At 66.3% G+C, this 13,119-nt stretch carries 10 protein-coding genes; all 10 read right to left on the bottom strand.

Translation table 11 applies throughout. The features are described 5' to 3' along the window. Window positions 1–367 precede the first annotated feature (367 nt). The 10 genes from ilvD to AABA86_RS20795 all read right to left on the bottom strand — a co-directional run bounded on the left by ilvD (window position 368) and on the right by AABA86_RS20795 (window position 12,958). Window positions 368–2,218, bottom strand: a complete 1,851-nt coding sequence (ilvD, locus tag AABA86_RS20840) for a dihydroxy-acid dehydratase (protein ID WP_212249436.1) — start codon at window positions 2,216–2,218, stop codon at window positions 368–370. Window positions 2,219–2,515: 297 nt separating this feature from the next. After that, entirely contained in the window at window positions 2,516–3,376 is an 861-nt protein-coding gene (locus AABA86_RS20835; protein WP_212249437.1) for an ABC transporter permease, read from the bottom strand. Beyond that, window positions 3,373–4,302, bottom strand: a complete 930-nt coding sequence (locus AABA86_RS20830; protein ID WP_212249706.1) for an ABC transporter permease — start codon at window positions 4,300–4,302, stop codon at window positions 3,373–3,375. The genes AABA86_RS20835 and AABA86_RS20830 overlap by 4 nt, the downstream gene beginning before the upstream one ends. After that, complete coding sequence (locus AABA86_RS20825; RefSeq protein WP_212249438.1) at window positions 4,302–5,288, bottom strand: ABC transporter ATP-binding protein; 987 nt, start codon at window positions 5,286–5,288, stop codon at window positions 4,302–4,304. Before AABA86_RS20825 ends, AABA86_RS20830 begins: the two co-directional genes overlap by 1 nt. Further along, window positions 5,285–6,268 (bottom strand): ABC transporter ATP-binding protein, encoded by a 984-nt coding sequence (locus AABA86_RS20820; protein ID WP_338308178.1) that lies wholly within the window; start codon window positions 6,266–6,268, stop codon window positions 5,285–5,287. Before AABA86_RS20820 ends, AABA86_RS20825 begins: the two co-directional genes overlap by 4 nt. A gap of 1 nt (window position 6,269) precedes the next feature. Further along, entirely contained in the window at window positions 6,270–7,907 is a 1,638-nt protein-coding gene (locus AABA86_RS20815) for an ABC transporter substrate-binding protein (protein WP_338308176.1), read from the bottom strand. A 23-nt stretch (window positions 7,908–7,930) separates the two neighbouring features. Then, entirely contained in the window at window positions 7,931–8,746 is an 816-nt protein-coding gene (locus AABA86_RS20810; RefSeq protein ID WP_212249441.1) for a sugar phosphate isomerase/epimerase family protein, read from the bottom strand. A 450-nt stretch (window positions 8,747–9,196) separates the two neighbouring features. Next, the gene (locus AABA86_RS20805; RefSeq protein ID WP_338308174.1) at window positions 9,197–10,420 is read right to left on the bottom strand and encodes a DUF1236 domain-containing protein; all 1,224 of its coding nucleotides are present in this window, start codon (window positions 10,418–10,420) and stop codon (window positions 9,197–9,199) included. A 91-nt stretch (window positions 10,421–10,511) separates the two neighbouring features. Then, window positions 10,512–10,892: a GrlR family regulatory protein gene (locus AABA86_RS20800; RefSeq protein WP_338308172.1), complete on the bottom strand. Its 381-nt coding sequence runs from the start codon at window positions 10,890–10,892 to the stop codon at window positions 10,512–10,514. A gap of 32 nt (window positions 10,893–10,924) precedes the next feature. Beyond that, window positions 10,925–12,958 (bottom strand): NAD(+) synthase, encoded by a 2,034-nt coding sequence (locus AABA86_RS20795; RefSeq protein ID WP_338308171.1) that lies wholly within the window; start codon window positions 12,956–12,958, stop codon window positions 10,925–10,927. Window positions 12,959–13,119: the final 161 nt, after the last annotated feature.

Raw genomic sequence — 13,119 nt, 5'->3', positions numbered from 1 at the left:
GGACCGTTGCGGAGGGATACGGCGACCGCCTGGCCGGATTCGGAAAAAATGGATTTCGGCTATTTTTCTTAGGATTGCACGATTAAATCAGAAAAAAACAGAAATAAATAAAAATTAAATAGCAAAGCGAGAACAAATGCACTAAATTCACAGGGCCTGGCGGGCGAGCCCGCACGTCGGGTGCCCACTTCGCAAAGCGGCTCTCGCCTCCACCCCCCAATAGCCCACACCCCAGGAGGCGGGGGCCGTTTCTTTGCGACCCCCCGTCCCGGCCTCGCATCTCTGTCCTGCACGGCGCATTTGAGCGCTCGCGGGGGACCGCGAGCGCTTCGGAGCAATCGATTCCCGCCTGTGGCGTGTCGAGGCGCTATTTAGAGCGCCGCTTGACCTCGCGCACCGCGCCGCGCGCGGCGCTGGTGGTGAGCGCTGCGTAAGCCTGCAGCGCGGTCGAGACGTTGCGCTTGCGGCCCACCGCCTGCCAGGCAGTATCACCCTTGGCCTCTTCCGCGGCACGCCGCTGGGCGAGCTCCTCGTCGGAGACCTCGAGCGTGATGCTGCGGTTCGGGATGTCGATGGCAATGCGGTCGCCGGTCCGCACCAGGCCGATGTTGCCGCCCTCGGCGGCTTCCGGCGAGAGATGGCCAATCGACAGGCCGGAGGAGCCGCCGGAGAAGCGGCCGTCGGTGACGAGCGCGCAGGCTTTGCCGAGGCCCATCGATTTCAGATAGCTCGTGGGATAGAGCATCTCCTGCATGCCCGGACCGCCACGCGGGCCTTCGTAGATGATGACCACGACTTCACCTGCGACGACCTTCCCGCCCAGAATGCCCTCGACGGCCGCATCCTGGCTTTCGAACACGCGCGCGGGGCCCGAGAATGTCAGGATCGAGGCGTCGACACCGGCCGTCTTCACGATGCAGCCGTCCTGCGCGAGGTTGCCGTAGAGCACGGCGAGGCCGCCGTCCTTGCTGAAGGCGTGTTCGAGATTGCGCACCACGCCCTTCTCGCGATCGGCGTCGAGCTCGTCGTAGCGGCGCTCCTGGCTGAAGGCGACCTGGGTCGGGATGCCGCCCGGCGAGGCGCGGAAGAAGGTGCGGACCGCCTCGCTCTTGGAGCGCTTGATATCCCAGCGCTCCAGCGCCTCGTTCATGGTCGGCGCATGCACGGTCGAGACCGAGGTGTCGATCAGGCCGGCGCGATCGAGCTCGCCCAGAATGCCCATGATGCCGCCGGCGCGATGCACGTCCTCGACGTGCACGTCGGCGACTGACGGCGCCACCTTGCACAGCACGGGCACGCGGCGCGACAGCCGGTCGATGTCTTGCATGGTGAATTTGACCTCGCCTTCATGGGCGGCGGCGAGCAAATGCAGCACGGTGTTGGTCGAGCCGCCCATCGCGATGTCGAGCGTCATGGCGTTCTCGAACGCCTTGAAGTTGGCGACGTTGCGCGGCAGCACGGATGCATCGTCCTGCTCGTAATAGCGGCGGACGAGATCGACGATGGTGTGGCCGGCCTCGACGAACAGACGCTTGCGGTCGGCATGGGTTGCCACCACCGTGCCGTTGCCGGGCAGCGCGAGGCCGAGCGCCTCGGTCAGGCAATTCATGGAGTTGGCGGTGAACATGCCCGAGCAGGAGCCGCAGGTCGGGCACGCCGAGCGCTCGATCACCTTGACGTCGTCGTCGCTGACCTTGCTATCGGCCGCGGCGACCATGGCGTCGATGAGGTCGACGGCCTTGGTCTTGCCCTGCAGCTTGACCTTGCCGGCCTCCATCGGCCCGCCGGAAACAAACACGGCGGGGATGTTGAGCCGCAGCGCGGCCATCAGCATGCCGGGCGTGATCTTGTCGCAGTTGGAGATGCAGACGAGGCCGTCGGCGCAATGCGCGTTGGCCATGTACTCGACGCTGTCGGCGATGAGCTCGCGCGACGGCAAGCTGTAGAGCATGCCGTCATGGCCCATGGCGATGCCGTCGTCGACCGCGATGGTGTTGAACTCCTTGGCGACGCCGCCGGCCTGCTCGATCTCGCGGGCGACCAGTTGGCCGAGGTCCTTGAGGTGGACGTGACCCGGCACGAACTGGGTGAAGGAGTTGACGACCGCGATGATCGGCTTGCCGAAATCGCCGTCCTTCATTCCGGTCGCGCGCCAGAGGCCGCGGGCGCCCGCCATGTTGCGGCCGTGAGTGGTGGTGCGGGAGCGATAGGCTGGCATGGCGGTTTCCGTCCTCGGTTTGACCGGCCGGGCGGGAAAATGTGGTGCCGCCTCAGGCCTTTGTGGCCGGATAGCGCACGGGGTGGGCTGGCGCAACGGGAACTTGAGCCGGACAGGGCTCCCCTGCTCCCGGCGCGGGGTTTTCGGCGCCTAGCATACCTCTCTCCGTCATTCCGGGGCGATGCGCAGCATCGAACCCGGAATCCATCGGGCGGCAGCACCCGCGGGACAATGGATTCCGGGCTCGCGCCTTCGGCGCGCCCCGGAATGACGGCGGATGATCCCGAGGCGCATCCGTTATTGCAACGTCGGATCGAGCCGGTCGCGCAGCCAGTCGCCGATCACGGAGACGGCCAGCGTGGTCACGACGATGGTGGTGGCCGGCGCCAGCATGATCCAGGGTGCCCGGGTCAGATATTCGCGGCCGTAGCCGACCATGTTGCCGAGGCTGGTCATCGGCGGCTGCACGCCCAGACCAAGGAAGGACAGGCCCGACTCCATCAGGATCACCTCGGGGAAGACCAGGGTGGTCGAGACGATCAGGGTCGAGGCGATGTTGGGCAGGATGTGCCGGAGGTAAATCCGGGGCGGCGTCGCGCCCAGCTGACGGACCGCCGCGGCGTAGCCTTGCGCATTGGCGGAGATGGCAAGGCCGCGGGCGATGCGGGCGTAGCGCTCCCAGCCGAACATGCCCATCAGGCCGATCAAGAGCGGCAGCGAATTGCCGAAGAAGGCGAGCACCGCCAGCGCCATGATCAGGAACGGCATGCTGGCCTGGAAGTCGGTCAGCATCAGCACGAGCTGCTCCACGGCGCCCCGAAAATGCGCGGCGAGGAAGCCGAGCGTGGTGCCGACGATCGCGGAGATGGCGGTCGCACCGAAGGCGATCAGCAGCGAGATGCGGATCGAGACCAGAAGGCGCGACAGCACGTCCCGGCCGAGCTCGTCGGTGCCGAGCCAGTGCGCGACATTGCCGGGTGCGGCGAGCCGGTTGCGCAGATCGAGCTGGGTATAGCCGTACGGCGCGATCTTCTCCGCGAAAGCCGCAACCACCAGCATCGCGGCGATCCAGCTGATCGCAAGCAGGACCGAGACCGGGATCGCTGGGAGATTGATGCGGCGGCCGATGGCCGCGTCTTTCAGCGTGGCGTCGGTCATGCGTGCGCTCCTTTGGCGCGCAGCCGCGGATCGAGGAAGCCGTAGAGGAAGTCGACCACCAGGTTGGACGTAACCATGGTCATGGCGACCAGCAGCAGAATGCATTGCACGACGGCGAGGTCGCGATTGGCGACCGCAACGACGAGCAGGCGCCCTACTCCCGGCCAGGCAAACACGCTCTCGACCACGACCGCGCCTGCGATCAGCGTGCCCACCATGAAGCCCAGAATGGTGACGGTCGGGATCGCCGCGTTCGGCAGTGCATGCGACGTCACCACCTTGCGCCACGGCACCCCCTTGGCCGAGGCGGTGCGGATATAGGGCTGGCCCAGCACCTCCAGCATGGCGCTGCGGGTGAAGCGCGCCAGCACGGCGGCACCGCCGAGGCTCAGCGTCGCAATGGGCAGGATCGCGTGGCGCCAACTGTCCTGCCCGCCCGAGGGCAGCCAGCCGAGCTGCACGGCGAACACGAGCACCAGCAGCAGCGCGAGGACGAAGCTCGGCACGGTGAAGCCGGCGACCGCCGTCATCATGACGGCGCGGTCGATTCCGGAGCCCCGGTGCAGCGCGGCGTAGATGCCGGCGGGAACGCCGAGCGCGACCTTGAAGGCGAAGGCCGGCAAGGTCAGCGCCAGCGTCGCCGGGATGCGCTCCAGCACCAGCTCGATCGCGGGCCGTCCGTCGCGCATGGAGCGGCCGAGCTCGCCCTTGGCGATGGCGCCGAAATAATCGAGATACTGAAACCAGATGGGATCATCGAGGCCCCAGGCCTTGCGGAACGCCGCGAGCACCTCGGGCGGCGCCTCCGGTCCCAAAATCATCAGCGCGGGATCGCCTGACAGCCGCAGCACGACGAAGGCGAAGGTAACGACGAGCACGATCGTCAGCGCCGCGCGACCGATGCGAATGGCGAAGTAGCGTCCCATCACGCGGCGTCTCGCGTTTGAGCGCCCGTAACCAGATGACAGGCGACCTGCCGGTCCCCGCCGACGGTCGACAGCGCCGGCACCTCGTGTGCGCATCGGGCGATGGCGCGCGGACAACGCGGATGGAACGCGCAGCCGCCGGGGCGCGAGGCCGGGTTCGGCGGGTCGCCCGCGAGCACGATGCGGCCTGCGCTGCGGCGGCCCGGCGCTGGCGACGCCGAGACCAGCGCCTGGGTGTAGGGATGCTCGGGCCGCGCGAACAAATCGTCCGCGCTGCCGATCTCGACGATGCGGCCAAGATACATCACCGCGACGACGTTGCTGATCTGCCTGACAACGCGCAGATCGTGACTGATGAACAGCAGGGTGAGCGAGAGCTGGGCCTGGAGATCGCAAAGCAAATTCACCACCTGCGCCTGGATCGAGACGTCGAGCGCGCTGACCGGCTCGTCGCAGACCAGGAAATCCGGTTTTGTGGCGAGCGCCCGCGCCAGCACGATGCGCTGACGCTGGCCGCCGGACAGCGCGCCCGGATAACGCGCGCCATGCGCAGGCGTCAGTTCGACCGCGCGCAGCAGTTCGCGGACGCGCTCCTCGCGCATCGTGGGTGTGCCGACGCCGTGGATGTCGAGCGGCTCGCGGATTTGCGCTGCGACCGGCAAACGCCGGTCCAGCGCGCCCAGCGGGTCCTGGAAGATCATCTGCATGCGTGCCCGCTCTGCGCGCCACGCGGCCGTTCCGGTCGCCGCCATCGGCTTGCCGTCGAACCTCACCTCGCCGATATCGGGCGGCTCGAGGCCGAGCACGATGCGCCCGGTGGTCGACTTGCCGGAACCGGACTCGCCGACGAGGCCCAGCGTCTGGCCCTTCGCAATCGTGAGCGACACACCGTCGACCGCGTGGACGGCCGTGCTGCGACCGAACATGCCGGAGCGCATGCTGTAGCTGCGCATGATCGACGACACCTCGACGAGCGGCGGGCTCATTCGGCCGCGATCCCGAGCAGCGCGCGGCGCGAGGCTTCGGCGCGGATGCAGGCGACAGCCCGATCATCGGCGATGGGCGCCAGACTCGGCGCGGAAACGCCGCACGCCTCGGCCGCCATCGCACAACGCGGCGCGAAGGCGCAGCCGACGGGCATGTGCGCGGGATCGGGCACCGTCCCGGGAATGGCGACAAGACGCCGCCGCGGCCCGTCGAGCGGCGGCAGCGCGCCGATCAAGCCCTGGGCATAGGGATGCACGGGATCGGCGAAGAGCTGGTTGGCCGGCGCTTCTTCCACAATGCGGCCGGCGTACATCACCGCAACGCGGTCGCAATTCTCGGCGACGACGCCGAGATCGTGGCTGATCAGCACCATCGCCATGTTCATCTCGCGGCGGATGGTGGAGAGCAGCTCCAGGATCTGCGCCTGGATGGTGGCATCAAGCGCGGTGGTCGGCTCGTCCGCGATCAGCAGGTCCGGATTTCCGGCGAGTGCCATCGCGATCATGATGCGCTGGACCTGACCGCCGGAGAACTCGTGCGGATAGGCCTCTAGCCGCCGCACCGCATCGGGAATGCCGACGAGATCGAGCAGCCGCCGCGCTTCCGCCTTCACGGCGCTGCCTTGGAGATCACGATGCAGCGCCAGCGCTTCACAGAGCTGCCTGCGGATGGTCAAGACCGGGTTGAGCGCGCTCGCCGGATCCTGGAAGATCATGGCGACGCGTCCGCCCCGCACCGTGTCGAGCTCGGCCGCCGGCGCGCCCAGGATCTCGCGTCCGTCGAGCCGCACCGAGCCCGAGACCTTGGCATGCCGTGGCAACAGCCCGAGCGCGGCAAGCCAGGTCACCGACTTGCCCGATCCGGACTCGCCGACGAGGCCGAGCGCCTCGCCCTTGCCAAGAGCGAGATCGACGCCGCGCAAGACCGGCACGCCGCTGAAGGCGACGCTCAGGCCCGCAATGCTGACCAGTGGTGACACCTCAGGCCTCGAAATTGCCGGCGCGGAAATCCATCGCGAACGCCGGCGAGGCCTTCCACTTGATCGACTTCGGCTTGGCCGTGAAGGTCGCGTTCTGGTGCAGCACCGTGTAGGCGGGGTCTTCGCGCTCGGCGATCTCCAACATGCGACGGAACGCCTTCTTGCGGGCGGCACGGTCGGTCGAGGTCTCCAGGAACTCCGAGAGCTTGTTCAGCTCGACATTGGTCCATTCGCCGATCTGCTGCTGCTGGCCATTCGGCCCGTGCTGGGCGACCAGCGACGAAACCGGATCGTTGAAGGCGGCCGAGTTCGACCAGTCACGCACGGCGCGGCTCGGCGCGCGCTCCATGATCTGCGACCAGTTCTCCTTGGTCTCGATCTGGACGTTGAGGCCGACCGACTTCCACATCTCGACCAGCACCTGCGCGGTCGCGACCTGGTTGGTGTAGTAATTGTTGAGCAGGCGGTACGGAATCGGATCGCCCTTGTAATTGGCCTGCTTCAGCAGATCCTGCGCCAGCTTCGGATCATAGGCCGGCACGCTCCAGTCGGCGTTGAACATGTCGCCGTAAAACTCCCATTGCAGGCCCTTCGGCACGCGGGTGCGGCCGGCCCACAGGCTGTCGACGATGGCCTGGCGATCGATCGCGTGGGTGAAGGCGCGGCGCACCAGCGGATTGGCGAGCTGGGCGTGGTTCTTGTCGAATACGGTCAGGCGGTGATTGAGGATGGTGCCGCCCTGCACTTCGAACGCGGCGTTCTTCTCGATGCCGGCGATCTGGTCCGGCGGGATGTCGCAGGCGAACTGGTATTCACCCGACAAGAGGCCATTGATGCGGCTCGCGACCTCAGGGACTTCGAGGAAGCGGATGCGCTTGAGCGGCGGACGACCGCCCCAATATTCGTCGTGCGCTTCGAGCGTCAGCGACACGTCGGGCTTGAGCTCGACGACCTTGTAGGGGCCGGTCGTCACAGGCTTGCGCGCCCAGTCGAGGTAGCTCGCGGATTCGTCCCAGGCGCGGCGATTCATGATGTCGGAGCCGTAGCGCGACAGCCGGCCCTCGATCGTGACGTCGGGCGTCGCGTTGTAGAAGCGCACCGTGTACTTGTCGATCGCATCGACGCGCACGAGGTCCGGCCAGATCCGGCGTGCGACCGCGGGAACGTCGGGCGGCAATTCCTTGCCCGGCCGCGGTGTCGGGATCTTCTCGAAGGCCTGGATGGTCGAGCGGCTCTTGGCCTCGGTCTCGCCGAACATGCGCTCGCGGCTGAAGGTGAAGACGACGTCTTCGGCCGTCAGCTCGTCGCCGTTGTGGAACTTGACGCCCTGGCGAAGCTTCACCTCGACGGTCTGGTCGTCGATGCGCCGCCACTCGGTGGCAAGGCCGGGCACGGCCTCGAGGCTGCCGCGCCAGTTCTTGGAGATCAGGCCCTCCCAGATCGAGGAGAAGAACACGCGTTCGCCGACATTGGACTGCTCGCGCAGCACGTCGAGCACGTTCGCATTCGTCACCTTCTGCACGGCGATCGTCACCGACGGACGGTTGTCGCCCTGCGAGATCGCAAAACGCGGCAGCAACAATGTGCTAGCGGCGGCGCCGCCGGTTTTCAGGATGGTGCGACGGGTGAATTTGCTCATGGCGGTAGCCCCAGATGATGCGGTTATTCGGCGAGACCGAGCGCGGCGAGATGGGCTGCGCCGGCGCGGACGTCGTCGTGGTTGCGGAGTTCGAGGATCAGCCGCGGGTTGGAATTCAGCCGTCCCAGAGAACGGAACACAGCGACCCAGGGGATATTGCCTTCGCCCGGCGCCCAGTGCCGGTCGGCAAAGCCGTCGGTGTCCTGCAGATGCACATGGGTCAGCATGTCGCCGGCGGTCTCGACATAATAATCGACCGGCGGCGCGCCGGTGGAGATGTGGGCGTAGTTGGCATGCCCGGTGTCGAGCGAAACGCGGACCTTGGCGCTTTCCAGCGCCCTGGCGAGGCGCACCCGGTCGCGCGGATCCTTGTCCTCGATGTTCTCGATGACGATCTCGCAGCCGATGGTCTCGGCGCGCGCGATCACCTCGGCGAGCGTCGCCTTGACGCGCTCGACGAGGTTGCCGCGATTGTCCGGATAAAGATCGAGATTGTTGTGGTCCCAGGTCGTGAACGGCGAATGGATCACCATCTGCGTCGCGCCGAGGAATTCGGCGGCGTCGAGGCCCTGAAGCAGGCGCTTGGTCACGGCCTGGCGGATCATGGGATCGTGGCTGTCAATCTTGAAGCCCCAGAACGGGCCGTGGATGCCGAGCCGGCCGGTATGGCCCGAGAGCATCTGCTTGATCTCGCCGGCCGTGCTGCGCCAGTCGCTATCGAGCAGATCGGCGCGGAAGAAATCCTGGATTTCGAGATCGCGCTGCCGGTCGAGAAGCCAGTCGCGATGCGCGGGGATAGATTTGATGGACAATGCGGCGCCCAACACCGGCTTCGACATGGCTTGCTCCTTGGCTGTCGGCGATGACAGGGAGCAGCGCTAGACCAGTTCAATGACAGGCCCGTGAAATCGAGGTTCAGCAGCGCCGCGGAGATGTGGACATCCTGCCGATCGCGTGCGGTAGATCAGGCCACGGCGATCAGACCACCGATGCAGAACGGGCACATGGCAAGCGGCATCTGTGTCCGTAGTGATCCGGAATGGAATCCTATCGCGATGTCACGTACATCGCGTGCATCGATCGGCGGCCACTTCCACGGGCATCACCCTCTGATCGCGCTACATGGGGTTGGGGGACCACATGGGGCGGGGGATTGAAGGCTGGGGCAAGGTGACGAGGTCCGGACTCCTAGGCACTCCGGACCTCGAAACTTTCAGATTGAACGCAGCAACGCGCCGTCCGGTTGGGGCATCCGGGCGGCGCGTTGTCGTTTCAGCGTCGTCTTTCGATCAGCGCGTCTGCGGCTCGATCGTCACCGTGCAGTCGCCCTGCCCTTGCGTCGCGACCACGATATTGCCGGCGGCCGCCCCAAGGGCGACCGGTGCGGACGAGCTGCCGTCCGGCATCTGAACCATCACGCTCAGCGAATCCGTGCGCGCGGTCGAGCCGACAGTTGACGGCTCTGCTTCGGCGACATTGCCCGATGCATCACGCCGCATGATCCGGCAATTCACGCTATTGCCCGTCGCGCTGCCGGCGGCTGCCACGTTCGACGAGGCAGCGCCGCCCATCTGCGCGCGGGCTCGCGACGGATCGCGCGGCACCTGGCTGACGATGCGATGCGTCCGCGGCTCCACGATGACGACGTCGTCATCGGTCGCGAAATACTCGTAATCCCGATATTGGGGCTCGATCGAGACGATTTCGGGCGGCAGCCGGTACAGTCGCACGCGCGAGGGAATCGCCTCGCCCACCCGGATCGAAATGTTCAGGTTGCGCTCCGGCTGCGCCAACCGCGCGCGGCTCACCGTTTCAGACATCCGCACCTGCTTCTCGGTGGTCACGCTGGTCTGCTGACCAACCTGCGTGTTGGTCTGGGTGGTCTGATTGGCTTGATTGGTCTGCGTACCGGAAGGCGCGGTTTGCGCATTGTTGGTCGGAGCCGCGCGGTTCGTATCCGTCGCGGTGGCCGGCCGGTTGTTCTGTTGCGCCGGCGGTTGCTCGGCTGCATTGCGCGGAGGCTGGTTCTGGTTGCGCTCGTTCTGCTGGCCAGCCGGACCGGACTTGGACTTCTCGGACTCGGCCGTTGATTTCTGCGGCGCGGACTTGTCCTGCTTCGTCTCGGCGCTGCTCTTGCCGGTCTCGCGACCTTGTTTTGCCGTGTCGGCTTCGCGGTTGCGATCTCGCGATGGCTCGCGGGACTCCTGGGCCTGCTCTTTCGCATTGGGCTGGCCGCGTTCGGTGGCGGTGCCCGGCCGTCCCTTCTCTTCGTCTGCCCGGCGGCCGCCGCCCTTCTCCTCACGGCCGGCTCCCTGCACCTTCTCTTGTGCGCCCTGGGCGCGATCCTGGACGCGTTCTTGAGCTGCACCACCGCGCTGGGGCGCGGCGCCTTTCGCCGGTTCCTCGGTCCGTTTTGGCTCGTCTCTGCGCTCACCGGGCGCCTGGGCGTAGGCTATGCCGGACGCGAGCATGAGCCCGACGGCCGCAGTCGATAACATCAAGCGTTGACGCATGGTCCCTCTCCTCGACAATTCGCAACAACAGACGCGAACGCTCTGTAGGTGCGAAGGTTCCTGAGCAGGAACGAGGGCCGGTCACGCGGATTTACATCGCGTCCTTCAATGTGAGGCGGGCGGTGAATGTCACGCTGGTCTTGCCGACCAGTGCCATGCCTTCGACCTCGGCACCGCCTGCGAAATAATCGCCCGAGAAGCCGCAGGTAACCTCCCTGCCGCCGAATGCAAGCGTCCTGCCGACCGCTTCGGTATGCTGATTGACGATCATGTCGCCACGCCACTTGCCGTTCCGGAAGGTGTAGGTGCCGGTGTAGTAGAAATAGCTGTCGCCGCCCATGATGCGTCCGTCGCAGAGCACGACGACGCCCCTCGCCTGTCCGCGCTTGCCGTCGCGCATTTCGATGTCGAAGATGTAGAGGCCGTTGACGACCCTGGCCTCCTCCGCTTCCGCTCCATGCCCCGCCGACATCCGATCATCTCCCCACCGATCCGCCGCGCCCTTCAGCTCGGCACGTTCCGTTCGAGATCCTCGAGCCATGCCGCCGCGCTCGAATCCGAGGGCGCGCGCCAATCGCCGCGGGGCGACAACGAGCCGCCCGCCGAGACCTTCGGGCCGTTCGGCATCGCCGAGCGCTTGAACTGGCTGAAGGCGAAGAAGCGGCGCAGGAACACCTCGAGCCAGCGTCGGATGTCCTTGAGATCATAGGCCCTGCGCCGGTCGTTCGGGAACGCCGGCGGCCATTCGCCCTTGGCGACGTCCTTCCACGCGTGCTGCGCCATGAAGGCGATCTTGGACGGACGCATGCCGAACCGCAGCGTGTAGAACAGATTGAAATCCTGCAGCTCGTAAGGGCCGACGGATGCTTCGGTGCTCTGCGGCTTCTGGCCGGGCTCAACCGGCACCAGTTCGGGCGAGATTTCAGCCACCAGGATCGAGCCAAGCGTCCGGTTGACGTCGCCGCTGAACTGCTTCGATGCGATCACCCAGCGGATCAGATGCTGGATCAGCGTCTTCGGCACCCCGGCATTGACGTTGTAATGCGCCATCTGGTCGCCGACGCCATAGGTGCACCAGCCGAGCGCCAGCTCGGAAAGATCGCCGGTTCCGATGACGATGCCGCCGTGATGGTTGGCGAGCCGGAACAGATAGTCCGTGCGCAGGCCGGCCTGCACGTTCTCGAAGGTGACGTCGTAGACCTTCTCGCCGGTGCCGAAGGGATGGCCGATATCCTTCAGCATCTGCGTCGCTGTGGTGCGGATGTCGAGCTCCTGCCAGCTCGTCTGCAGCGCCTGCATCAGCGCCAGCGCATGGGTCTTGCTTTCGCTGCCGGTGGCAAAGCCCGGCATGGTGTAGGCCAGGATGTTCTCGCGCGGCAGGCCGAGCAGATCGACCGCCTTGGCTGCGACGATCAACGCATGGGTGGAATCAAGCCCGCCCGAGACGCCGATCACGACGCGCTTGGTGCCGGTGGCGCGCATGCGTTGCACGAGGCCGGCGACCTGGATGTTGTAGGCCTCGTAGCAATCCTGCTCGAGCAGGCTTTCGTCGCTCGGCACGAACGGAAAGCGCTCGATCTTGCGCAGGAAGCCGATGTCGGCGGCCGGCGGCTTCAGGGCGAATGTCACCTTGCGGAAAAACGCTTCACGCTGCCGGCGGTTGTCGTCGAACGTCCCCATCAGCGCACGTTCCTGCCTCAGCAGATCGAGATCGACATCAGCATAGGTGATCTGGCCGCCCTGGCGGAACCGCTCGCCCTCGGCCAGCAGCACGCCGTTCTCGTAGATCGAGGTCTGGCCGTCCCAGGCGAGATCCGTGGTCGATTCCCCTGCTCCTGCAGCCGAATAGACGTAGGCCGCGAGGCAGCGCGCCGATGTCGATTGGCACAAGAGCGCGCGCGAACGCGCACGGCCGATCGTGATCGGGCTGCCCGAGAGATTGATCAGCACGCTCGCGCCCGCAAGCGCCAGCTCCGAGGCCGGCGTCACCGGAATCCACATGTCTTCGCAGATCTCGACGCCGATGGTGAGGCCCGGAACGTCCTCGGCCGCAAACAGCAGGTCGACGCCGAACGGCGCATGCAGCCCACCGAACGCAATCGTCTCCCCGACCATGCCGGCGCCGGAAGCGAAATGCCGGCCCTCGTAGAATTCGCGGTAGGTCGGCAGATAGGTCTTCGGCACCACGCCGAGGATGTTGCCGCGGTGAATGACGACGGCACAATTGTAGATGCGATGACCAAAGCGCAGCGGCGCCCCGACGATCAAAACCGTCATCAGTCCCGCGGAGGCTTCCACGATTCCCGCAAGGCCGCGCTCGACCGCATCGAGCAGCGGGTCCTGTTTGACCAGGTCTTCGATCGCATAACCGGACAGGCACAGCTCGGGAAACACGGCGACCGCCACCGCCTGCTCATGGCAGGCATTGGCGGCCGCCAGCACGGCCTTCGCGTTGGCTGAGGGATCGGCAACATGGGACGTGGTGACACAGGCGGCCACGCGCGCAAACCCGTGAGCGTAGATCGAGTGGAAAGTCATCGAGCGCCGTACCCTTAATCTTCGCTGCCGCAGCCGTCAGCTCCGGACCATATGTAGCCCATCGACCGGGTCCCGTGCAGGCCATCCGCCGTCATGCATAACGGATTTGCGCCTTGGTCTGCCCAGCGCCTTGGTCTGTCCAGCGCCTTGGTTTTGCCTTG

Source organism: Bradyrhizobium sp. TM233 (assembly GCF_036247965.1).
Lineage (GTDB): Bacteria > Pseudomonadota > Alphaproteobacteria > Rhizobiales > Xanthobacteraceae > Bradyrhizobium > Bradyrhizobium ottawaense.
Note: the sequence above shows the minus strand (reverse complement) of the source record. Positions and strands in the feature narration are given on the sequence as shown.

Bases quoted from the DNA above. Each gene is read 5' to 3' on its own strand.
- ilvD (WP_212249436.1), bottom strand. From the start codon at position 2,218: ATGCCAGCCTATCGCTCCCGCACCACCACTCACGGCCGCAACATGGCG.
- AABA86_RS20835 (WP_212249437.1), bottom strand. From the start codon at position 3,376: ATGACCGACGCCACGCTGAAAGACGCGGCCATCGGCCGCCGCATCAAT.
- AABA86_RS20830 (WP_212249706.1), bottom strand. From the start codon at position 4,302: ATGGGACGCTACTTCGCCATTCGCATCGGTCGCGCGGCGCTGACGATC.
- AABA86_RS20825 (WP_212249438.1), bottom strand. From the start codon at position 5,288: ATGAGCCCGCCGCTCGTCGAGGTGTCGTCGATCATGCGCAGCTACAGC.
- AABA86_RS20815 (WP_338308176.1), bottom strand. From the start codon at position 7,907: ATGAGCAAATTCACCCGTCGCACCATCCTGAAAACCGGCGGCGCCGCC.
- AABA86_RS20810 (WP_212249441.1), bottom strand. From the start codon at position 8,746: ATGTCGAAGCCGGTGTTGGGCGCCGCATTGTCCATCAAATCTATCCCC.
- AABA86_RS20805 (WP_338308174.1), bottom strand. From the start codon at position 10,420: ATGCGTCAACGCTTGATGTTATCGACTGCGGCCGTCGGGCTCATGCTC.
- AABA86_RS20800 (WP_338308172.1), bottom strand. From the start codon at position 10,892: ATGTCGGCGGGGCATGGAGCGGAAGCGGAGGAGGCCAGGGTCGTCAAC.
- AABA86_RS20795 (WP_338308171.1), bottom strand. From the start codon at position 12,958: ATGACTTTCCACTCGATCTACGCTCACGGGTTTGCGCGCGTGGCCGCC.